Raw genomic sequence first — 22,041 nt, 5'->3', positions numbered from 1 at the left:
CTACCAACCCCTCACCAACCACACACTGTCCGCGAAGTCCTGAAACACACCTGTCCGTGAGGTCCTGAGACAGCACACAGTGTTCTAACCCTGTTTCTCACTCACGAGGGTGCGGAGCGGACGGGGGAGTGGTCAGCCGGCGCAGGCCTGGGTCAGGGCCGTCACCTGGTCGGCCTTCTTCTTCACCCAGTCCGCCGGTGTCTTCACCAGGTCGTCGACCGTCGTCTCGCGCAGGGTCGCCGCCAGGCCGTTGATCGCTTCGGCCGCCGTGGTGTTCGCGGCTTTCGAGGCCAGGCCGGTCAGCTCGTTCGCGGCCGCGTGGGCCTTGTCGGCGGCCGCCTGGGGGTTGGTCAGGTCCGGGTTCGCCGTGGCGATCCGGACCGCGTCCGCGCAGACCGCCGCCGTCGAGGCGGCGTTGCTCACCTGCCCCGCCGTCTCGGCCACCCCGCAGCCGGTGAGGGCCAGCACGAGGCCTCCGGCGACGATCGTCGTTGTCAGGCGCATGGTCATTCCTTCCGGGAGACAGCCGAGGTGCGGAGCAAGCTGGCGGTGACCGCGGTCGCGAGGATCGCGCCGACCACACCCAGCGAAAGGGCCGTCGGGATCTTCCAGACGTCCAGCAGCAGCATCTTCACGCCGACCCAGACCAGCACCGCGGCCAGGCCGAGCTTGAGGTAGACGAACCGGTGCATCAGGTCGGCCAACAGGAAGTACATCGCCCGCAGGCCCAGGATCGCGAACGCGTTCGACGTGAACACGAGGAACGGCTCCTGCGTGACCGCGAAGATCGCCGGGATGGAGTCGACCGCGAACACGACGTCGGAGACCTCGATCAGCACGAGGACGGTGAGCAGCGGCGTGGCCACCCGGCGGCCGGCTTCGCGCACGAGGAACTTCTTGCCGTGGAACCGGTCGGTGGCCGGGACGAGCCGGCGAAACACCCGCAGCACCGCGTTGTTCTCGTAGTCGACGGTCTCGTCCCGGTGCAGTGCCATCCGGATCCCGGTGAGGACCAGGAAAGCGCCGAACACGTAGAGGATCCACGCGAAGCTCGCGATCAGGACCGAACCCGCGGCGATGAACACCGCCCGGAACACCAGCGCGCCGAGCACGCCGTAGAACAGGACGCGGTGCTGGTACTCGCGGGGGACCGCGAAGTAGCCGAAGATGATCGCGAAGACGAAGACGTTGTCGACCGCGAGGGACTTCTCGATGACGTAGCCGGCGAAGTACTGGCCCGCGAACTCGGCGCCCCAGACCCACCAGATCACGGCGCCGAAGGCGAGCCCGAGCGCCACCCACACCGCGGACCACGCGAGGGCTTCCCGGACGCCGACCACGTGCGCCCGCCGGTGGGCGAGCAGGTCGACGGCGAGCATGAGCAGGATCACGCCGAGCACGGCGGCCCAGGCCCAGATCGGGACGGTCACGACAGACTCCTCTGGTTCGGTGGCGAACCAGAGGTCTCCCCGGCCACCCGAAGGTGACGCCGGCACCGGGCTGCACGGGCAGCCGGACTGACGATGCCGGACCGGGCGGGTACTCCCCTCCGTGCCTCCAGAATGACGAACTGCACTTCGTCTGTCAAGTTCGGACGTCTACTGTGGCCGGTATGGCTTCGTGGACGTTCCTCAGCAACCACGCGCACGTTCTGCTCTGCGTGGCCGCGGATCCGGACCGGACGCTGCACGACATCGCCGAGCGGGTCGGGATCACCGAGCGCGGCGTGCAGCTCATCCTCGCCGACCTGATCGCCGAGGGCTACCTGGAGCGCGAGCGGGTCGGGCGGCGCAACCACTACAAGATCCACCCGGAAGGCCGGCTCCGGCACCCACTGGAGGCGCACCACCGGGTGGCCGACCTGGTCGCCGCGCTCGGGGTGGAACCCGCGACTCCGGCGTGAAACCCGGCCCGGAGCTCAGGTCGCCGCGGACACCAGCCAGGCCGCGGCGTCGCCGGGTACGGCGCCACGGGCGGGTCCGGTGCTGCCGAGCACGTCCTCGCCCCACTCCGCCGGCGGGGTGAACACCGAGGTCCCGGTGTTGACCACGCACACCAGTGCCCCGCGCCGGAACGCGAGGACCGCGTCCGCGCCGGTCTCCAGCCACTCCACCGGGCCCGGCGCGCCGAGCCCCAGCTCGCGCCGCGCCCGGATCGCGCGCCGGTACAGCTGCATCGTCGACGTGCCGTCCTTCTCCTGGACGTCGACCGCGTACCGGGCGAACCAGTCCGGCTGCGGCAGCCACGGCACGCCCGTGCCGAACCCGAAGGCCGGGCCGTCCGCAGTCCACGGCAGCGGGACGCGGCAGCCGTCGCGGCCTTTCTCGAGGCCGCCGGTCCGGTGGAACACGGGGTCCTGGCGGGCCTCGTCCGGGAGGTCCTGCACCTCCGGCAGGCCGAGTTCCTCGCCCTGGTACAGGAACACCGAGCCCGGCAACGCCAGCACCAGGAGCAGCGCCGCGCGGGCCCGCCGGTCGCCGAGTTCCGCGTCGACTTCGCCGCGGGGACGCATCAGCGCCGCGAAGGCGTCGTTGCTCGCCGGGGCCGGTTCGGGGCGGACCAGGCCGTAGCGCGTGACCGCCCGGTGGACGTCGTGGTTGGCCAGCGTCCACGCCGCCGGGGCGCCGTGGACCCGGGTGCGGGCGGTGGCCCGCTCGATCGCCCCGCGCAGGGCGCCCGCCCGCCACGGCTGCACCAGCAGGTCGAACGAGAACGCCTGGTGCAGCTCGTCCGGGCGGAGGTAGCCGTCCAGGTCGGCCGGGTCCGGGACCCAGACCTCGCCGACCAGCAGCAGGTCGCGGTCCGGGCCGTAGCCGGCGGCCAGCGCGTGCCAGCGGCGGAAGATGTCGTGCACCTCCGGCCGGTTCCAGCTGTAGGCGTTGTAGCTGCCGTCGGCCGGGTCCCAGTCGCGCAGGGCCGCGTCCTTGATCAGCCCGTGGCAGACGTCGATGCGGAAGCCGTCCACGCCGCGGTCGAACCAGAACCGCAGGACGTCGTCGAAGTAGGCCAGGACTTCCGGGTTGCGCCAGTCGAAGTCCGGCTGCTCGCGGGTGAACAGGTGCAGGTACCACTGCCCGGGCGTGCCGTCGGGTTCGGTGACGCGGGTCCACGCCGGTCCGCCGAAGACCGACTGCCAGTTGTTGGGCGGCTCGTCGCCCCGGCCGTCGCGGAAGACGAACCGCGCGCGCTCGGGCGAGCCGGGGGCGGCGGCCAGGGCCGCGGCGAACCACGGGTGCCGCTCCGAGCAGTGGTTGGGCACCAGGTCCATGAGGATCCGCAGGCCGCGGGCGTGCGCCTCGGCGACCAGGCGGTCGAACGTCTCGAGGGTGCCGTAGTCGGGGTTGACGCCGTGGTAGTCGGCGATGTCGTAGCCGTGGTCGGCCTGCGGTGACGGGTAGCAGGGGTTGAGCCAGATCGCGTCGGCGCCGAGCCCGGCGATGTGGCCGAGCCGCTCGATCACCCCGCCGAGGTCGCCGATGCCGTCGCCGTCGCTGTCGGCGAAGGAGCGGACGTAGAGCTGGTAGACCACCGCGTCGTCCCAGAACGAGCGCGGGCGGGGTGAAGTGGAAGACACTCCCGGATCTTCGCACGCGCGGGTGGTTGACTGGGGGCATGCCGGTCGCTGTGCACGAGGTCGAGGTCTTCGAGAGCGCCAGGGCGAGGCTGGAGGCCATCGCCTACCGCCTGCTCGGCTCGGCCAGTGATGCCGAGGACGCGGTGCAGGACACCTTCCTGCGCTGGCAGTCCGCCGACCACGAGCACATCGAGACGCCCGAGGCGTGGCTGACGAAGGTGCTCACCAACCTCTGCCTCAACCGGCTCACCTCGGCGCGGGCCCGGCGGGAGACCTATGTCGGCCAGTGGCTTCCGGAACCGGTCTTCGCCGGGGACCGGATGCTCGGCCCGTCCGACACGGCCGAGCAGCGGGAGTCGGTCTCGATCGCGATGCTCACGCTGATGGAACGGCTGACCGCCCGGGAACGGGTCGTCTACGTGCTGCGCGAGGCGTTCGGCTACTCGCACGGCGAGATCGCCGAGGTGCTCGACCTCACCGAGGCGAACTGCCAGCAGATCCACCGGCGGGCCAAGCAGCACCTGGCCGCCGACCGGCGCCGGGTCGAGGTCGACGCGGCGGCGGCACGCAGGATCGTCGAGGAGTTCCTCGCCGCGGCGCTCAGCGGCCGGACCGACTCGCTGGTGAAGCTGCTGGCCGAGGACGTCGTCAGCATCGGCGACGGTGGCGGCGCGGTCTTCTCGGTGCCGCGGCCGATCACCGGTGCCCTGCGGGTGGCGCGGTTCCTGCGGACGCTGTTCACGCCGAGCGAGGCCAAGTGGGAGATGATCGGCGGCCGCCCCGACCTCTACGCCACGGTCGCCAACGGCGTTCCGGCGCTGGTCATGGTGGTCGGCGAGCGGGTCGCCGGCGTCTTCGCCCTCGACGTGACCGCCGACGGGATCGCGGGCGTGCACGCCCAGGCGAACCCGGCCAAGCTGGCCCGCGCGACGAGCCGGTGGGCCGCCTCCGAGCACGGGGAACCGCTCGCCGGCACCTGGTGACCCAGCTCACAGCGCACTCCTGTCAGGTTTCGCGCCGCTGTCCGGTTCAGGGGGCACAGACCGAACCGGACAGGAGGCCAACCATGAAGCACCGCATCGTCGTTCTCGGGGCCGGGTACGCCGGAGCCAACGCCGCCGGGCGCCTCGCCAAGCGGCTGCACCGCGCCGACACCGAGATCACCCTCGTCAACGCCGACCCCGAGTTCGTCGAGCGCGTCCGCATGCACCAGCTGGCGACCGGCCAGGACCTGAAGCCCCGCCTGCTGACCGACGTCTTCGAGGGCACCGGCGTCCGGGTGCGGATCGGGCAGGTCACCGCCGTCGACGCCGAGCGCAGGATCGTCGCCCTCGCCGACGGCGACCGGATCGCCTACGACACGCTCGTCTACGCCCTCGGCAGCACGGCCGCCGCCGTGCCGGAGCACGCCCACAGCGTCGCGGGGAAGGCGTCCGCGCTGCGGTTGCGCGAGCGGCTGGCCGACCTCGGCGCGGGCGGAACCGTGCTCGTCGTCGGGGGCGGCCTCACCGGCATCGAAGCCGCGACGGAGATCGCGGAAGCCCGGCCCGACCTCGAGGTCGCTCTCGCCGCCCGCGGGGGCCTCGGCGACTGGCTGAGCGAGAAGGGCCGCGACCACCTGCGGACGGCGTTCGACCGGCTCGGCATCACCGTGCACGAGAACACGGCCGTCACGGGCGTCGAGCCGGCCGCCGCGAGCACCGCCGACGGCCGCACGATCCCGGCGCAGGTGACCGTCTGGACGGCGGGGTTCGCCGTCCACCCGCTCGCCGCGGCCACCACCTTGGCGGTCGCCGAGACGGGGCAGATCGTCGTCGACGAAACGATGCGGTCGGTCTCGCACCCGGACGTCTACGCCGTCGGCGACGCCGCGTACGCCCGGGGCGGGCAGGGCACGCTGCTGCGGATGTCCTGCGCTTCGGGGATTCCGTCGGCGCAGCTGGCGGCCGACGTCATCGCCGCCCGCCTGACCGGACGCCCGGTGCCCGAGAACAAGATCGGCTACTCGGTCCAGTGCGTGAGCCTCGGCCGCCACGACGCCGTCATCCAGCAGGTGACCCCGGACGACAAGGTCAAGCCCTCCGCGATGACCGGGAAGACGGCCGCCCGGATCAAGGAGCTGATCTGCCGGTCGGCGGCCTGGAGCGTCGCGCACCCGACGATGCTCATGCCGTCGCGCCGCCGGCACACCGTCCCCGCCGGGGAACCGGTCGCGACGGCCGCCTGACCTCGTGAGTGGTAAGGCGGGTTCCCACCCGCCTTACCACTCACGAGGCACCGGCGGGAGGTTCCTCAGGAAGGGCCGCGGGCAAGGAGACTTCCGCGGAGAGGCCGTCCGGCCAGGTGAGGGTGGCGTGGCGGCCGTCCGCGGCGATCGCCAGCGACGGATCGGCCTCGTCCGGGCCACCGCGGTCCAAGACCACCACGGCGGCGTACACGGCTCCCGGCTCCGGCGGACCCTCGACGTACGGGATCGCGGTCCACTCGCCCAGGGGAGAGACACCGGACTCGACCACCACGTCCGCGGTGGTGAAGCCACGCAAGCTGCGCAGTGCCGAACGAAGCTCGGGGATCTCGGCCGTGGCCGACACCGCCGAGCCCGGGTTCCCCGTCGGCTCGGCGCAGGTCCGGGTCACCGGCCCGGTCTCACCCGCGACCGGCCACCCGCTCAGCCGCAACGCCGTGAATGACTCATTCCTGGCGTCCCACGCCAGGAATGAGTCATTCACGGCATTCGGGGGCGTGCGGACCGGATCGTCGAGACGGGCGAGCCGCACCTCGACTCCGTTCCGCACCACGGACACCACGGTCAGCACCGGCCCCACCACCACCGGGCCGCTGCGGCCGGAGCCGTGGTCGGGGGAGTCGTCGGCGGACGTGTCCACCCAGCGAACCCGGCCCTGGGACGCGGCCGCCAGCACCCCGCCCGGCAGCTCGATCGCGTAGCACGTCGAAAAACCCGCCCGGTGGCTCGCCCGCCCGTCCGCGTCGAGCAGGTACACCGCGTTGTCCGGCAAGGAACCGAGCGGGGGCACCGTGGCCGTCGAGTACCCGAGCCGGGCGTAGAGCGGCGAGTCGGACCGCGGGTCGCCGGGGCGCGCGTGGTCCGTGCCGTGGTTGACCACCAGCGCGATGCCGTCGCGATGCCGTCCCGAAACCAGCCAGCCGGGCGCGGCGACGACGCGGGCGACGTCCCCGGTCTCGATCGGCAGCGGTTCCTCGACGTCCGTCCACACGGGATGGCCGGTGGGCAGCGCGAGACCCAGCAGGCCTTTCGCCGCCCAGTACGGTGACCCCGGTCCGGAGTACGCCTGGCGCATGGCGGGCCACGGGCGGTGCCAGCCCAGGGTGAGCAGGTCGTCGGACGCGCCGAAGTGCCGGACCATCCCGCCCGCCACCCGGCGCGTCAGGCCGGGGGAGAGGTGCGAGGTCCCGGTGAGCGCGCCGACCCAGAACGGTCCCGCGGCCGCGAAGCGGTAGACCAGGCTGCGGCCCTGCAGCAGCGGCGAGCCGTCGCTGCCCACCAGCCGCACGGCGTCGTCGAGGTAGGCCCGCAGGTCCGCGCCCCACCGGTGCCGGAGCGAGCCGGGGCACAGGGTGCCGGTGACGTCGAAGAAATGCGTCCACAGCAACGGGTACAGGTGCAGGGCCCAGCCGGTGTAGTGGTCGTAGGCGCGCTCGTCGCCGTCGCTGAGCCAGCCGCCCGGCCGCCGCAGCGACGCGTGCACGGCGAGGTCCTCCTCGACGTCGGCCGCCGACCACGGGCCGCCCGCCTCGCGCAGGAACGATTCCACGACGATCCGGAACCACACCCAGTTGATCGGCGGGTAGGGCTGCCCGATCACCGTCGCGAGCCAGGCGACGACCCGCTCGCGGACGGCGCCGTCCAAGCGGTCCCACAGCCACGGCCGGGTCAGCTGGAGCACCAGCGCGATCGACGCGGCCTCCACTTTGGACTGACCCAGCTCGTCGGGCCGCGGCCACGCCTCGGGCGAGGCCCGATCGGTGCCGGCGGCCAGCCCGCGCGCGTAGTGCTCCAGCACCCCGCCCGGATCCGCGCCGCCCTCCCCGGCGACGCGGAAGCCCGCGATCAGGAACGTCCGGGCGAAGCCTTCCAAGCCGTCCGAGACGCGGCCGTTGCGGCTGGCCGGGCCGGGCAGGTCGATCCGGGCGCCCGCCGGGGACCGGTACTTCCCGGCCGCGGCGAGCAGCCGGTCCGCGTATGCCGCCCAGTGCCCGCGGGTCCAGCCGGTGTAGGGCGACAGCTGCCGGTCCTCGACGGCGCTCATGCCTGCACGGCCAGGGAATGCCGGGTCACCGGGGCCCGGGGCGGGAGACCGGCGGCGTATCGTTCGAGTTCGCCGAGCGCCTCGGCGCTCATCCGGCGGGTCTCCGAACCCAGCGACCCCGCGATGTGCGGCGTCAGCACCACGTTGGGCAGGTCGTAGAGCGGGGAGCCGGCCGGCAACGGCTCCGGTTCGGTGACGTCGAGGACGGCGTGCAGGCCGTCGGCGGCGCAGGCCAGTTCGAGCGCCGCGGTGTCGACGAGCGCGCCCCGCGCGGTGTTGATCAGCACCGCGCCGGGCGGCAGGGCCGCCAGCTCGGCCGCGCCGATCATGTGCCGTGTTTCCGGCAGCGACGGCGCGTGCAGGCTCAGCACGTCCGCTTGGGGCAGGGCTTCGGCCAGCGAAGCGGGTTCGGCGCCGGCCGCCCGGATCTCGCCCGGGTCGGCCACCGGGTCGACGACGAGCACCCGGGCCAGGTCGAGCAGCCGCAGCAGCGCGGCGACCCGCCGTCCGACGCGGGAGAAACCGACCAGCACCACCGTCCGGTCGCGGCCGGACAGCTCGCCCCGCTGCTCGCGGTAGCTCCAGTCCTCCCGGGACAGCCGGGCGTCGGCGGCCAGGAACGGCACCTTCTTGAACGCCCACAGGATCGCGCCCAGGGTGTACTGGGCGACCGGCTCGGCGTTGGCGTCGGCGGCCGTGGTGACCAGCAGGCCGCGGTCGAACACCGCCGCGCCGACGTGGTCGCGGACGCTGCCGGCCGCGTGCAGCACGGCCCGCAGGTGCGGCGCGGCCCGCAGGACCGCGTCGTCGAGCGGGGGACAGCCCCACGACGTGATCAGCACCTCCACCTCCGCCAGCCGTGCGCGCACCGAGCCCGAGGCCAGCTCGTCGGCGCACAGCGGCTCGCCCAGCCGGGCCGTGGCGCGCAACCGGGCCAGTTCGGCGGGTCCGAACTGCAGCTCCATCGTCTCCCGCGCCATCACCAGCAGGGTCTCCGGGCGGCGCGTCACTTGACGCTGCCCGCCGCCAGCCCGGACCGCCATTGCCGGTGCAGCAGGACGAACGCGACGACCAGCGGCAGCACGGCCAGCAGGGAGCCGGTGATGACGAGCGGGTTGTACTGCGGGAACTGGGTCACGCGCGTGCTCCACTGGTACAGGCCGAGGCTCATCGGGAACAGCTTCGGATCGGTCAGCATCACCAACGGCAGGAAGAAGTTGTTCCAGATCCCGACGAACTGGAACAGGAAGACGGTCACCAGGCCGGGCCGCATCATCGGCAGCGCGATGGTGAAGAACGTCCGCAGCTCGCCTGCCCCGTCGGTCCGGGCGGCTTCGAGCACCTCGCCGGGCACCGCGGCCTCGGCGTAGACGCGGGCCAGGTAGACGCCGAAGGGGTTGGTGAGCAACGGGATGAACACCGCCCAGAACGTGCCGACCACCTCCAGCTGCGACGCCAGCAGATACAGCGGCAGGGCCAGCGCGGTGGTCGGCACGAGGACCCCGGCCAGCGTCACGGCGAACAGCGCGCGGCGGCCAGGGAAGTCGAGCTTCGCGATCGCGTACCCGCAGGCGGCGCAGATCAGCGAGCCGAGCACCGCGCCGAGGCCGGCGTAGAGCAGCGAGTTGCGGATCCAGGCGAGGAAGACCCCGCCGTCCTGGCTGAACAGCGCGCTGAGGTTGGTGCCGAGGTTGAACTGCCCGAACTCGAACGCGCCGGTGGTGGAGAAGTCGCCGACGGACTTGGTGGCCGAAGTGACCAGCCAGACCAGCGGGAGGACCGCGTACAGCGCGGCGAGCACCAGCAAGACGTGCACGACCGTGCGGGACGTCCACCGTGAACCGGCAGAGGACAGGGCAGTCACCGGGACCTCCGGTTGGACAGGCGCATGACGAGCGCCGAGAGCAGGGCGGACACGAGGGCCAGCAGCACCGACGCGGCGGCGGCGCGGCCGTAGTCGTTGGCGATGAACGCGGCTTCGTACACGTAGAGGCTCGGGGACCAGGTGCTCGTCACCGAGCCGGTGAACCCGCGCAGCACCAGGGGTTCGGTGAACAGCTGCAGCGACCCGATGATCGTGAACACCAGAGCGACGAACATGGTCGGCCGGATCATCGGGACCTTCACCGACCACGCCGTCCGGAAGCCCCCGGCGCCGTCGGCGCGGGCCGCTTCCAGCACGTCACGCGGGACGGCCTGCAGCGCGGTGTAGAAGATGATCATGTTGTAGCCGACCCACTGCCAGGTCGCGATGTTCACGATCGACGGCAGGATGCCGGTCTTGCCCAGCGGGTCGAACGGCAGGAACGCGGTCAGCCCCGAATTGGGGCTGTAGAGGTAGGCCCAGATGAGCCCGGTGATCACCGTCGGCACCGCGTAGGGCAGGAACACCGACAGGGACCACAGGCGCTTGAGCCGCACGACGGCGGAGTCGATCAGCAGCGCCAGCACCAGGGCCAGGCCGAGCATGATCGGGATGTGCACCAGGACGAACAGCGCCACGTTGCCGAGGCCGGTGTGGAAGGCGCTGTCGGTGAGCACGTCGACGTAGTTGCCCAGCGCCACGAACGCCTGCGCCGGACCGGAGAAACCCAGGCCGGACAGGCGATCGGTGAACAGGCTGAGGTAGAGCGCGTACCCGATGGGCACGAGCACGGTGGCGGTCAGCAGGATCGCGAACGGGGCGGCCAGCACGAGGCCGGCGCGCCCGCGGCCGCGCCGGCTCGGCGCCGGGGCACCGGAGCGGGCCGGCGCCGGCACGCTCGCGGCGCGTTCGGGGGTGAGGACGGTCATCAGGCTTTTCCTTCCAGCACGGTCAATCCCCGCTCCCGCAGCGCGGCGACGGCGTCCCCCTGCGTCTGGCGGACGGCGGCGGCCAGGGTCGTCCCGCCCGTCTTCACCCCGCTCATGCGGTCGACGACGGTCGAGAAGATCCGCAGGGCGTTGGGGCCCCACGTCCAGTCCGGCACGCGGCGGGCGGCCTCGTCGAGCACGTCGTACACCGGGTCGCCGAGGAAGTACCCGCCCTTGTAGGCCTTCCGGGCGACGTCCCGGCTCGGCAGGTAGCCCGGGAAGGGGGTGGTGAACGTGGTGCCGATCTTCGCGACCGCAGGGTCGGTGCTCAGCCAGCGCAGGAACTTCACGGCGGCCTCGGGCACCTCGCTTTCGGCGGAGACGGCGAACGCGCTGCCGCCCTGCACGCCGTTGGCGGGCGTGCCGTCCCACGTCGGCATCGTGGTGACCGCCCACCGGTCCTTGTCCTTGGGGATGGACTTCACCAGGGAGCCGACGCTCCAGGACGCGCCGAGCAGGCCCCACAGCCGTCCGGTGTGCATCGCCCCGATCCAGTCCTGGTCTCCGGTCGGGGCGGTGGCGACCAGGCCGTCGCGGATCATGCCCTGCCAGTAGTCCGCGGTGCGCAGGGTGCCTTCGCCGCTGATGTCCACCCGCCACGAGCCGCCGTCGACGCGCCACCAGGGATCGCCTGCCTGCCAACACATCCCGGCGAAGAAGGAGCCGTCGTTGAGCGGGAACGTCGTCACCCGCGCGGCCGGGTCGGTCTGCTTCACCGCCTGCGCGGCGGCGCGGAACTCGTCCCACGTGCGCGGCACCGCGATGCCGTGCCGGTCGAACAGGTCCTTGCGGTAGTAGAGGACCATCGGGGCGAGGTCCATCGGGACCGCCCAGGTGCGGCCGCCGGGCCGCACGCCCTGCCAGGCGGCGGGGGAGTAGCCGTGCTCGAGGTCCGCGAGGTCGCCGGTGAGGTCCCGCAGGCCGCCCGTGGTGAGCAGCTGCGGCAGGCCCTGGTACTCCGCGTGCAGGATGTCCGGGGCGTTGTGGGCGCGCAGGGCGTTGGTCTGCTGGGCGTAACCGCCCTTCAGGCCGGACGCGATCACGTTGAGCTCCACCGCGATGTCCGGGTGGGCGGCGTTGAACGCGGCGACGTACTTGTCCATGCCGGTGAGCCACGACCAGATGGTCACCCGGGTGGCGCCGGACGCGGTGGTCGTCGACGCGCAGCCGCCGAGCAGCCCGCCGGCCGCGAGCCCGGCCGAGGCGGACAGGAACGTCCTGCGGGTGAACCCCTGAAGCTTCATTGCTCCTCCGTCGAAGTGATGGCTGTCACTGTCGGCGTGTGCCATAGTGCGAGTCAACAATTCAGGTCAGAACCGATCACAACCGATCAGAATCGAAAGGGCGGCAATGAGGCTGCTCCCCGACGTGCGCGACCGGACGGTCTGGGCCGCCGTGGACGGCGAGCCGATCCTCGCCGAAGCCGAGGACCTGCTCGCGCGTCCGGCCCCGATCCTGACCGCGACGGCGTGGGCCAGGACGTTCCGCGACGGCGTCCGGACCGACTACGAAGACGCGGCGCGCGAGCTGCGCGAACGCGTGACGCTGCTCGTGCTGGCCGCGGTGCTCACCGGCGAGGTCCCGCCGGGGCCGGTGCCGTTCCTGGACGGCGCCGTCGACGGCCTGGTCGCCCTCGCCGAGACGACCACCTGGTGCTGGGCGCCCCACGACCGGCACGCGGCCGCGCGCGGCGAAGTGCTGGCCGACCCCGGCGACCCCTTCCTCGACCTGGGCGCGGCCGAGGTCGCGTCCCTGTTCGCCTGGGCCGACCACGCCCTGGGCCCGCACCTCGACCTCCGCGCTCCCGGGCTGCGCAGACGTTTGCGGCGCGAGGTCGACGTCCGCGTCCTGACGCCGTTCGAGCGCGTCCGCGACTGGCACTGGCTCGGCCTGGACGGCGACGCGCACAACTGGAACCCGTGGATCCACAGCGCCGTCCTCACCGCCGCGCTCCTGCTCGTGCCCGACGGCGAGCGCCGACGGCGGCTGGTGCGGCTGGTGGCCGAAGGGCTCGGGCACTACATCGCGGTCCTGCCCGACGACGGCGGCATCGACGAGGGCGTCGCCTACTGGTGGCACGGCGCCTGCCGCCTGCTGGAGTGCCTCGACCTGCTCGGCGGCGCGGAGGATCTCCCCGTGGTGGCCGAGCTGATCCGCTTCCCGCACCGGATGCACCTGGGCGGCGACGCCTACGTCAACGCCGGGGACGCCCCGGCCCGCCTGCCGCCGGCCCAGCCGTGGCACGTGCTGCACCGGTGGGGCGCGCGGCTCGGCGACGACGAGGTCCGGGCGCACGCGCTGAGCCGGGCGCGCGCGAGCGGGCGGCCGGTGTGGCCGCAGGCGGGGCTCGGCCGGGCCCTGGCCGCACTGGCCGACCCGGCCTGGCGCACGGCGTGGGCGGAGGAACCGGCGGGCCACTGGCTGGCGCGCGAGGAATGGCTGCCGCGGGTGCAGGTGCTCGTGGCCCGGGAGACGGCGGGCTCGCCGCGCGGGCTGACCGTGGCGGTCAAGGCCGGGCACAACGGCGAGCGGCACAACCACCTCGACGTCGGGTCCTACTGGGTGGCGGTCGACGGCGTGCCGGTGGTGGTCGACGCCGGCCAGCCGACCTACACCGCGGCCAGCTTCGGGCCGGACCGGTACGGGGCCTGGCCGTTGCGCAGCGAATGGCACAACGTTCCCGAGCCGGGCGTCACGCAGCAACCCGGGGAAGCCTTCGGGGCGCGGGACGTCCGGGTCGAGCTCTCCGCGTCCGAAGCCGTGCTGTCCGCGGACCTCGCCGGGGCCTACCCGGGGATGCCGCGCTGGATCCGTTCGGTGCGGCTGGTCCGGGACACGCCCGCGCACGTCCTCGTGGCGGACGACGACAGCGTCCGGCCCGTGCGGTTGCGGCACGTCCTCGCCGGCGACGTCGAACTGGGGGAGGGCGAAGCGTTCGTGTCCCGGGGCGGCCGGCGGGGGCTGCGGCTGAGCTGGGATTCCCGGGCGACCACCGCGGAGTTCGAGCGGCGGCCGCTGGACGACCCGCTGCTGCGGGCCTCGTGGGGGCCGCACCTCGGCCGGCTCACGCTGCTGGTGCGCGAGGGCCCGGCGCGGGTCCGGCTGGAGCAGGTCCGATGATGCTCGCTTCCGAACGCCACCAGCTGATCCTTTCGCTGGTGCGCGAACACGGCGCGATCCGGCTCACCGAGCTGGTGGACCGGCTGGGCGTCACCGCGGTCACCGTGCGGCGGGACGTCACCGAGCTCGCCGACCGAGGGCTGCTGACGCGCGTGCACGGCGGCGTCACGCTGACCCGGCCCCGCGGCGGTCACCCCGAGCCCGGGCGCGCCGCCTCGGCGTTCGGCCCGGCCGCGCACGGCGCGCTGGTCGGCATGGTCGCGCCGTCGGTCGAGTACTACTGGCCGACGGTGGTCCAAGGGGCGCAGTCCACCGTGGCCGCCACCGGCGGCAGGCTCGTCCTGCGCGCGTCCAGCTACGACGCGGCCGAGGACCGCCGTCAGATCACCAAGCTCCTCGAACGCGGCGTGCAGACGCTGCTGGTCGCCCCGGCCACCCGCGGGCGCGGTGCGCTGGACCTGCTGCGCTGGCTGGGTTCGCTGAGCGTCCCGGTGGTGCTCGTCGAACGCCTGCCGCCGCCGGAGCTGCCGACCCTGGCCCTGGACGCCGCCACCACGGCGCACGCGCTCGGCGCGGGACTGGCCGTCCGGCACCTGGTTTCCCTCGGCCACCGTTCGGTCGGGCTGGTCACGTCCCGATCCAGCCCGACGAGCCGGGCGCTGCGCACCGGCTGGCGCGAGACCATCGGCTCACTGGGCCTGGACGAAGGTGCGGCACTGGACCTCGACGTGCCGGCCTACGGCTCTCCCGGGTGGGCGGAGGAGTACGACGCACTGCTGGAGCGCTGCCGCCGGGCCGGCGTCCGCGCGCTGCTGGTGCACGCCGACCGCGAGGCCATCGGCCTGATCGAACGGGCCCGCGACGGCGGTGTCGCGGTGCCCGGCGAGCTGGCGGTGGTCTCCTACGACGACGAGGTCGCGGCGGCGTCCGACCCGCCGCTGACCGCGGTGTGCCCGCAGAAGCACCGGCTCGGCGCGGTGGCCGCCGAGCTCGCGCTGGCCCGGCTCGCCGACACGACCGAGCGGCCCGTGCACCGCCTGCAGCTCTGGCCGACGCTGGTGGTCCGCGAATCCTGCGGGAGCAGTTCGGAATCCCGGCTTCCGTGAAATCGTCGAATCACTGGCGTGTTCCGGCAGCAGATATCGGGTTCGGGAATTGATTCAGCGGATGCGCGCGGAGAATTCCCGGAGGCCTCGGGAAGCCGTGAGGCGGCGCAGGGCCGCGTGGGTCGTCACCGCCGTGCCGAGCGCGACCACGAGGACCGTGCCCGTCACCAGGACGCGGGTGCGGGACCGCGCGGCCCGGACCGGAATCGCCGCGAGGGGACGGGAAACCGCGAGGCCGGTGAGGACCCGCTCGGCCTCGCCCATCGACGGCCGGGCCGCCGGGTCAGGGCGCAGCAGGTCCAACAGCGCGTCGAGGACCGGTCCGCGGGTCCGCGGCGGGACGGCGGTGCCCGGTACCCGCCCTTCGAGGGCGAAATACAGGGTGGCGCCCAGGGAATAGACGTCCGAGGGACGGCCCGGGCTCGCCCCGGCGGCCACCTCCGGGGCGGGGAACCCGCCGGTGCCCGGCCCGAAGCCGGTGATCTTGGCCGTTCCGTCCGCGGTGACCAGCACCTTGTCCGGGCCGAAGCCGCGGTGGAGGATGGCCTCGGCGTGCGCGGCGGCCAGCGCCGACGCCAGCTGGGCGCCGAGTGCCGCGACGCGGTCCGGGGGAAGGCTCCCGCGCCGGTCGACCAGTTCGGCCAGGGTGCCGGCCGGCAGGTCCTCCGTCACCGCGTACGGCGTCAGGTCGTGCTCGAAGACGTCGTGCACGACGAGGACGTGGGGGTGGTGCAGCCGGACGGCCACCCGGGCGTCGCGGATCGCCTTGGCCCGGACCCGGTCGGAATGGGCCGCGTCGAACGGGCAGCCCGGCGGCAGCTGTTCGACGACGACGAACCGGTCCAGCAATTCGTCCTTGGCCCGCCACGCCGTGCCGCCGGGACGGTGGCCCGTGGGTTCGAGCAGCCGGTACCGCCCGGCCAGTGCCCCTTTTTTCGCTGCCACCCGAATCCCCTGTCGACGTCGACGGCCCCTCGAACGGAAATACGGCCGCCACGCGATCCGGGTTCGGTTTCCGCGCCGATTGTCCGGGAATTCTCACCTTCCGGGCGACGTCGCCCCTTCGTGGACGGCGGGGGCGGCCGCGGTGCTTTCCCCGGCGACGAAGGCGGGGGACACGGTGCCGGGATCGGCGGCCGGTTCGCCGTCGAGCTGGCCCACCGCCCGCCGGACGGACAGGACCCCCAGTTCGGCGGCCGGGACCACCACCGCGGTGGGCCGGATCCGCTGCTGTCCCGCCACGGTGTCCGAGCAGACCGCGACGACGGAGACGTCGCCGGGGACCTGCCGCCCGCGTTGCCGCAGGGTGCCCATGACCAGCGGGAGAGCCGCTTCGTCGTGGACGACCAGCGCGGTCGGGCCGCCGTCGGCGAGCAACTCGTCCAGCCTGCGGGCGACGTACTGGGCGGTCGGCGCGCAGGGCCGGGAAATCGCTTTCACGCCGCGCTCCCCGGCGGCCGCGCCGAAGCTTTCCCCGAAACCCGCCAGGTACCGCAACCGCGGCCCGGGCGGCGTGTCCGGCGGCGTGAGGTGGGCGACCGACCGGTGGCCGAGATCGGCGAGGTGGATGAGGCAGGCCCGGCCGGCCGGCGCGAAGTCGAGCGTCACCGACGCCAGTCCGCGGTGCTCTCCCGGCGCGCCGACCAGCACCGCGGGGCGGCCGGAGGCCAGCAGCACGGGCACGCGCGGGTCGTCGTTCCCGGCGTCCAGCACGATCACCGCGTCGGCCAGCGCGGCCGACGTGACCCGGTGCAGCCCCGCGGTGCCTTCGTCGTCGGTGACCAGCAGCAGGTCGAAGCCGAGTTCGCGGGCCGCGCCCGCGGCCGCGGAGAAGAACTCCATCTCCATGCCCAGCTGCCGGTCGCCCAGCGGCGGCACCGCCACCGCGAGGACACCGGCGCGGGGCGACGGCGAGCCGCCGCGGCGCCGGTAGCCGAGGGCGCGGATGGTTTCCTCGACCCGGCGCCGGGTGGCCGGGGAGATCGTCCGCTTCCCGGTGATCACGTAGGACACCGTGCTCGCCGAGACACCGGCCGCGTTCGCCACGTCGGTGATCGTCACCGCGGCGCGGCTGCCACCGGCCGGCTCGTCCGCCACGTCGCGGAAATTCGTCATCTTGTGAGGACTTTCTCGAGAACCATTGTCCGATCCGTTGTCCGGCCGGAAGTTAGCGCTAACAGGAAGGAGCGGATGCTGACCATAATGCCGGTCAACGCCGCTGGTCAAGCCACCTTCGTCGGATGATCGAAAATGTTCGGGGCGCCGATTATTCCCTGGGCAGGCAGTCGGTCACCGGCATCCCGCGGCTGCCGCCGCGGGCCAGGGCGATGAAGCCGAAGGTGGTCGATTCGCCCGGCTTCAGCACCGCATTCCACTCGGCGTTCGCGATCGCCGCGGTGGCGCCGGTCCGCACCAGCCTGCCGTTCCAGAGGTCGTCGATGCTCGTCCCGGCCGGGGTGGTCCAGCTGACCGTCCACCCGGTGACCGCGGCGCGCCCGCTGTTGCGGACGGTCACCAGCCCCTTGAAACCGCCGTTCCACGATTCGACCACCTGGTAGCGCGCGGCGCAGGCGGGCGGGCCGCTGGTCCGGGACGTGAGCGGCCCCGGGACGGCGGTCGAGGGCGTCGCGGACGGCGCCGAAGCGAGCTGGGCCGCGGCACTCGCCGGCTCCCGGCCCGGCGGGATCGCCGTCGCCGCCACGACGGCGGCCGCCGTCAGCGCCAGCGCCGTCCCCGCGAAGGCCAGCCGGGAGCGGCGCCGACGGCGGACCGGGGCGGGAGCGTCCTCCGCCGGGACGGCCACCGGGACCACACCGGGTGCGGTGGCGCGGGTCAGCAGCCGCGCCGCCCCGGCCATCGCGGGACGGGCGGCCGGATCCCGGTGGAGCAGCCGGAGGACGGTGTCGGTGACCGGGCCGCTGGTGGCGGGCGGGGTGATGGCGCCGGCGCCGACGCGCTTGAGCAGGGCCAGCTGGTTCTCGTCGGTGCCGAACGGTGGCCGTCCTTCGAGCGCGGTGTAGAGCGTCGCGCCGAGCGAGTAGACGTCGGACGGGAACCCGGGTTCTTCGCCGTCCGCGACTTCCGGGGCGAGGTAGGCCGGCGTGCCGACGACCAGCCCGCGGCCGGTGGCGGTGCCCTCGCCGCGCGCGTGGGCCACGCCGAAGTCGGTGATCTTCGCGGTGCCGTCGGTGGTGACCAGCACGTTGTTGGGGCTGATGTCGCGGTGCACCACGCCTTCCGCGTGCGCCGCGGCCAGCGCGGAGGCGAGCTGCGCGCCCAGTTCGGCCACGTACTCCGGCACCAGCGGACCCTGCTCCTCCAGCAGGTCGGTCAGCGTGCGGGACGGCAGGTACTCCATCGTGATGTAGGCCGCGGTGCCCTGTTCGACGACGTCGTACACGACGACCGCGTGCGGGTGGCGCAGCCGGGCGGTGACCCGGGCCTCCCGGATCGTCCGCTCGCGCGTGCGCTCGGCGGCCGCCGGGTCCGCGGGGGAGTCGGGGAACAGCTGCTTGATCGCGACCAGGCGGTCGAGCCGCTCGTCCTTCGCCCGCCACACGGTTCCCATCGCGCCGTGACCCGCCCGGCCGAGCACGCGGTACCGGCCGGCGATCACTGCCCCTTCGCGCACGGGCACGCTCCCCTCTGTCGTTTCCGTCATCAGGGGACACGGCCGGTTCCGGCGCGCAGTTCGCCCCGTCGGCCCAATTCACTCACCTGGGTGGGTGCAGAAAAAAGCGTTCGACGTATTCGTTCCGGATGCCGGAAACGGCATCGGCCGCTACGGAAGAAATGGCGATCCGGTTGTGACGGAACGGTAACGGTGTCAGTTCGTCCGGCAGTCGAGGACTGGAACGGCCGGATGGCCGGACGTGACGTCCTGGTTGAGCCCGAACGAAGCCGAACCGTCCGGCTCGACGAGGGCGTTCCAGCCCGCGTCGGTGACGGTCACCGCCGAGCCGACCTGGCTCAGGGTGCCGTTCCAGAGGTCCCGGATGCCGGCCCCGCCGGGCTGCACCCAGGTCACCGTCCAGCCGGTGAGCCGCCTCGGCCGGTTGTTGTGGACGGTCACCTGCACCTGGGAACCACCCGGCCAGGCGTTCGTGATCTCGTAGCGCGCGGTGCACCCGGCGGTGGCCCCGAGCGGTTCGGGTGGTGCGGGCGGCGTGGAGCGCCGCGCCGATCCGTCGGACACGCGAGCCGACGCGGGCGCGGGTGCCGTGGTGGTGCTGCTGACCGTGTGGGAAGCGGTGATCGTCGTGGGCGGGTGCTCGACGGGGACCGCGGTGGTGGCCGCCGGCCGGTCGGCGAGGGCGAGACCGGCCGCCACGCTCACCGACGTCAGGCACGCGGCGGCCCCGATCACGGCGAGCCGGCGGAGCCGGGACCGGCGGGGTGCCCCGGCCGTGGCGGGCTTGCCCACGGTGGCCAGCAGGTCCACCGCCTCCTGCATCGACGGGCGCGCGGCGGGATCGCGTTCGAGCATCCGCATCAGCACGGGGGTCAGCGGGCCGCCGTGGCCCGGCGGGGTGAGCTGGTTTTCGGTGATCCGCCGCAGCAGCGTGATCGGGTCGTCGCTGGTGCCGAACGGCGGCGCGCCCTCCAAGGCGGTGTAGAGCGTGGCGCCGAGCGAATAGACGTCGGAGGGCAGGCCCGCTTCACCGCCCCGCGCGACTTCCGGAGCCAGGTAGGGGAGCGTGCCCACGACGACACCGTCGTCGGCGGCCGGGTGCTCGCCGAGCGCGCGCGACACGCCGAAGTCGGTGATCAGGGCGGTGCCGTCGTCGGCGACGAGCACGTTGTTGGGCGTGACGTCCCGGTGCAGGATCCAGTCGCCGTGCGCGGCGGCCAGCGCCGCGCCGATCTGCCGCCCGAGGCGCAGCACGTCGCACCGCGGCAGCGGCCCGCGTTCGACGAGCAGCTCGGTCAGCGACCGCGCGGGCACGTACTCCATCACGAGGTACATAGAGCCGGCGTCCTCGAACACGTCGTAGACCGCGACGGCGTGCGGGTGCCGCAGCCGCGAAGCCAGCCGCGCCTCCCGGATCGCCCGCTCGCAGACGTCTCCGCCGGTGCCCGGCTCGTGCAGGAACTGCTTGACGGCCACGACGCGGTCCAGCCGCTCGTCCTTGGCCCGCCACACCAGGCTCATCGCGCCGCGGCCGACGTGCCCCAGCAGCCGGTACCGCCCGTTGACGAGCTGTTCCTCGAGAGCCACCCACACCCCTGCGCCGGTCGACGAAACGATGCACTTTTTAGCAGAAGACGGGCGTTCGGTGGGGGTTCGGGACCGACTGGGTCTCCGACCGTTATCCGGATCACGCCGGCCCATTCCGGCAATTCGCCGCGGCGGAGTCCGCATTCGACGAATTCGGCCTCGGTGCGGAAGTCCCGGCCGCGGCGGCGTACGGTGGACATCGCGGTTCAACCGGCAGCCGCCCACCAGCTCCCCCCTGCGTGTCCGTTCCCGTGGGTGGGCCGGGAGGCGGGGGTCGCCTTCCGGCCGTCCCTCGTTTCGAGGAGGCCTGTGTGCTCGACCAGATCGCCGCTCCGCAGTTCCGCGTCGACGTCCCGTCCGCGATGACGTGCACGGTGACCGCCACCGCGGAGGCGACGATCGTCGCGATCCGCGGCGAGATCGACCTGCCGGTGCTCGACCGGCTCCGCACGCGGCTCGGTGACGAGCTCGACCTCGCCCCGCGCGCGTTGGTCCTCGACCTGTCGCAGGTGTCCTTCTGCGGCGCGGGCGGGATCACGGAGCTGCTGGTGGCGGCCTCGGAGGCGCACGTGAGCGGCGTGCCGTTCGCGATCGCGGCGGCCGGCCGGGCGGTGCTGCGGCCGGTCCGGGTGCTGGGCCTGGAGCGGGCGCTGCCGATCCACCGGAGTGTCGGCGCGGCGCTGGACTGGCTGGCCGTGCTGCCCCGGCTGCGGGGGACCGGGCGGGGCTGACCCGCCGCCGTCAAGACCGGTTCGCGCGCTCCCGCTGGGGCACGACGACGTACTTGGGGTCCTTTGTGGACTCGACACCCGCTTCGAACACCCCGAACCGCTGCAGCGCGCTCCCGGCGAACAGCGCCGCCCCGGCCGCCACCGAGACCGCGCGGCTGCGGTGCCCGGCGAGCGCGCCGAGCAGGCCCGCCGCCGTCAGGCGTTCCGACCACGTGCGCAGCCGGTGCGCCTTGCCCGTCTTGTACGCCTCCGCCGTGAGGCCGAGCCGCCGCTCCAGCACCTTCGACGCCACCAGCTCCGTCGCCGCGCCGAAGGCCGCGAGCGCTCGCGCCGGGCCCGCCTCCGCGACCGGGACCAGCGCCATCGCGAAGCCGCCGGAACTCGCCGCTGCCGAGCCGGTGAACACGAACGGCAGCTCGGCGTGGGCCTCGTGCCAGGCCGGGACCGCCGTCTGGGAGAGCAGCACGGCCGTGTAGGACGCGACGGCCGGGGCGACGACCGCCGACGAGAGCCCGGCGGGCCGGGCGGCGGCGCTGACGATCTTTCCCGGCAGGCGGCGGCGCAGCCCGGCGGGCAGCACCTCGGCCGCCGCGGCCACCCCCATCCCGGGGCCGAACGCGGTCAGGATCCAGGTGCCCACGCTCATCGGCGACGTCGGTTTCGCGACGCGCAGCATGTGGTGGAAGCGTTCCGGCCGCCCGAGGTCGGCGACCAGCAGGTAGACGCTGGCCACCAGCGCTGCGAGCGAACCCGTGCGCCCCACCCGGCGCAGCGACGGCCGCCCGGTCAGATCGGCCCCGGCGGCCAGCAGCGAGGTGCCTGCGGCGAGCCCGCCGGTGAACAGGTACGCCGGCACTTTCCACTCCCACACGGGCGGCTTGAGCACCGGCCGCCCGTAGTACGACCGGAACTCGGCGCGGGGCACCATCAGCTCTTCCCCGGACCCGCCCCGCTTGCGGCGCCGGCCCGGCCAGCGCGCCCGGGTGTCGGCGGCGCCGGCATCGCTGCGTGGTTCGCGGAGGAGGGGATCTTCGCTCATCGGCGGGGTGCTCCGATCGCGGTGGTGGGCAGTGCGGGCTGCCGGGTGGTGGCGGCTTGGGGCGCGCGCGAGGTCACCGGCGCCTCTTTTCGGACGCGGCGGGCGCGGCGG

The 22,041-nt window shown here is 73.6% G+C and carries 19 protein-coding genes; 6 read left to right on the top strand and 13 right to left on the bottom strand.

From position 1 onward, the window contains the following. Positions 1–132 precede the first annotated feature (132 nt). Positions 133–504 (bottom strand): bacteriophage spanin2 family protein, encoded by a 372-nt coding sequence (locus IE317_RS38030; protein WP_229903132.1) that lies wholly within the window; start codon positions 502–504, stop codon positions 133–135. Between the two features lie 2 nt (positions 505–506). Further along, positions 507–1,430: a TerC family protein gene (locus IE317_RS38025; RefSeq protein WP_191316211.1), complete on the bottom strand. Its 924-nt coding sequence runs from the start codon at positions 1,428–1,430 to the stop codon at positions 507–509. Between the two features lie 182 nt (positions 1,431–1,612). Here IE317_RS38025 and IE317_RS38020 point away from each other — a divergent pair, with 182 nt between their 5' ends. Beyond that, entirely contained in the window at positions 1,613–1,903 is a 291-nt protein-coding gene (locus IE317_RS38020) for a helix-turn-helix transcriptional regulator (protein ID WP_191316210.1), read from the top strand. 15 nt (positions 1,904–1,918) lie between these two features. On the opposite strand, the gene IE317_RS38015 is transcribed toward IE317_RS38020, so the two are convergent. Further along, positions 1,919–3,574, bottom strand: a complete 1,656-nt coding sequence (locus IE317_RS38015) for a glycoside hydrolase family 13 protein (RefSeq protein WP_191316209.1) — start codon at positions 3,572–3,574, stop codon at positions 1,919–1,921. A 38-nt stretch (positions 3,575–3,612) separates the two neighbouring features. Here IE317_RS38015 and IE317_RS38010 point away from each other — a divergent pair, with 38 nt between their 5' ends. Both IE317_RS38010 and IE317_RS38005 read left to right on the top strand, forming a co-directional pair. Further along, positions 3,613–4,557 carry an RNA polymerase sigma-70 factor gene (locus IE317_RS38010; protein WP_191316208.1) on the top strand — a complete coding sequence of 315 codons (945 nt, stop codon included), beginning with the start codon at positions 3,613–3,615 and terminating at the stop codon, positions 4,555–4,557. 83 nt (positions 4,558–4,640) lie between these two features. Next, positions 4,641–5,801 (top strand): NAD(P)/FAD-dependent oxidoreductase, encoded by a 1,161-nt coding sequence (locus IE317_RS38005; RefSeq protein ID WP_191316207.1) that lies wholly within the window; start codon positions 4,641–4,643, stop codon positions 5,799–5,801. Positions 5,802–5,841: 40 nt separating this feature from the next. On the opposite strand, the gene IE317_RS38000 is transcribed toward IE317_RS38005, so the two are convergent. From IE317_RS38000 to IE317_RS37980, 5 genes are read right to left on the bottom strand one after another with little or no spacing between them, the layout of a single operon-like run. Continuing rightward, the gene (locus IE317_RS38000; RefSeq protein WP_191316206.1) at positions 5,842–7,863 is read right to left on the bottom strand and encodes a DUF2264 domain-containing protein; all 2,022 of its coding nucleotides are present in this window, start codon (positions 7,861–7,863) and stop codon (positions 5,842–5,844) included. Beyond that, positions 7,860–8,873 (bottom strand): hydroxyacid dehydrogenase, encoded by a 1,014-nt coding sequence (locus IE317_RS37995; protein WP_191316205.1) that lies wholly within the window; start codon positions 8,871–8,873, stop codon positions 7,860–7,862. Before IE317_RS37995 ends, IE317_RS38000 begins: the two co-directional genes overlap by 4 nt. Next, on the bottom strand, positions 8,870–9,679 hold the full coding sequence (locus IE317_RS37990) for a carbohydrate ABC transporter permease (protein WP_191316215.1): 810 nt from the start codon (positions 9,677–9,679) through the stop codon (positions 8,870–8,872). The genes IE317_RS37995 and IE317_RS37990 overlap by 4 nt, the downstream gene beginning before the upstream one ends. Before the next feature lie 44 nt (positions 9,680–9,723). Then, positions 9,724–10,656, bottom strand: a complete 933-nt coding sequence (locus IE317_RS37985; protein WP_191316204.1) for a carbohydrate ABC transporter permease — start codon at positions 10,654–10,656, stop codon at positions 9,724–9,726. Beyond that, positions 10,656–11,960 (bottom strand): ABC transporter substrate-binding protein, encoded by a 1,305-nt coding sequence (locus IE317_RS37980; RefSeq protein WP_191316203.1) that lies wholly within the window; start codon positions 11,958–11,960, stop codon positions 10,656–10,658. The genes IE317_RS37985 and IE317_RS37980 overlap by 1 nt, the downstream gene beginning before the upstream one ends. Positions 11,961–12,066: 106 nt before the next feature. Between IE317_RS37980 and IE317_RS37975 the strand changes: the two genes are divergently transcribed. Continuing rightward, positions 12,067–13,836: a heparinase II/III family protein gene (locus tag IE317_RS37975; RefSeq protein WP_191316202.1), complete on the top strand. Its 1,770-nt coding sequence runs from the start codon at positions 12,067–12,069 to the stop codon at positions 13,834–13,836. After that, a complete protein-coding gene (locus tag IE317_RS37970; protein ID WP_191316201.1) occupies positions 13,833–14,942 on the top strand; it encodes a substrate-binding domain-containing protein in 1,110 nt (369 codons plus the stop codon). The genes IE317_RS37975 and IE317_RS37970 overlap by 4 nt, the downstream gene beginning before the upstream one ends. A 54-nt stretch (positions 14,943–14,996) precedes the next feature. Here the strand turns inward: IE317_RS37970 and IE317_RS37965 are convergent, their stop codons facing one another. The 4 genes from IE317_RS37965 to IE317_RS37950 form a co-directional block, all read right to left on the bottom strand. Beyond that, on the bottom strand, positions 14,997–15,887 hold the full coding sequence (locus IE317_RS37965) for a protein kinase domain-containing protein (protein WP_229903131.1): 891 nt from the start codon (positions 15,885–15,887) through the stop codon (positions 14,997–14,999). A gap of 93 nt (positions 15,888–15,980) precedes the next feature. After that, positions 15,981–17,057 carry a LacI family DNA-binding transcriptional regulator gene (locus tag IE317_RS37960; protein ID WP_191316200.1) on the bottom strand — a complete coding sequence of 359 codons (1,077 nt, stop codon included), beginning with the start codon at positions 17,055–17,057 and terminating at the stop codon, positions 15,981–15,983. A gap of 151 nt (positions 17,058–17,208) precedes the next feature. Next, positions 17,209–18,603: a serine/threonine-protein kinase gene (locus tag IE317_RS37955; RefSeq protein WP_191316199.1), complete on the bottom strand. Its 1,395-nt coding sequence runs from the start codon at positions 18,601–18,603 to the stop codon at positions 17,209–17,211. Between the two features lie 165 nt (positions 18,604–18,768). Next, entirely contained in the window at positions 18,769–20,160 is a 1,392-nt protein-coding gene (locus tag IE317_RS37950) for a serine/threonine-protein kinase (protein WP_191316198.1), read from the bottom strand. A 311-nt stretch (positions 20,161–20,471) separates the two neighbouring features. On the opposite strand from IE317_RS37950, the gene IE317_RS37945 reads away from it, so the two are divergent. Beyond that, a complete protein-coding gene (locus tag IE317_RS37945; protein ID WP_191316197.1) occupies positions 20,472–20,891 on the top strand; it encodes an STAS domain-containing protein in 420 nt (139 codons plus the stop codon). A gap of 10 nt (positions 20,892–20,901) precedes the next feature. Here IE317_RS37945 and nrfD read toward each other — a convergent pair whose 3' ends face one another. After that, entirely contained in the window at positions 20,902–21,930 is a 1,029-nt protein-coding gene (nrfD, locus tag IE317_RS37940; RefSeq protein WP_191316196.1) for an NrfD/PsrC family molybdoenzyme membrane anchor subunit, read from the bottom strand. Between the last annotated feature and the right edge of the window lie 111 nt (positions 21,931–22,041).

This window comes from Amycolatopsis bullii (assembly GCF_014654205.1).
Lineage (GTDB): Bacteria > Actinomycetota > Actinomycetes > Mycobacteriales > Pseudonocardiaceae > Amycolatopsis > Amycolatopsis plumensis.
Note: the sequence above shows the minus strand (reverse complement) of the source record. Positions and strands in the feature narration are given on the sequence as shown.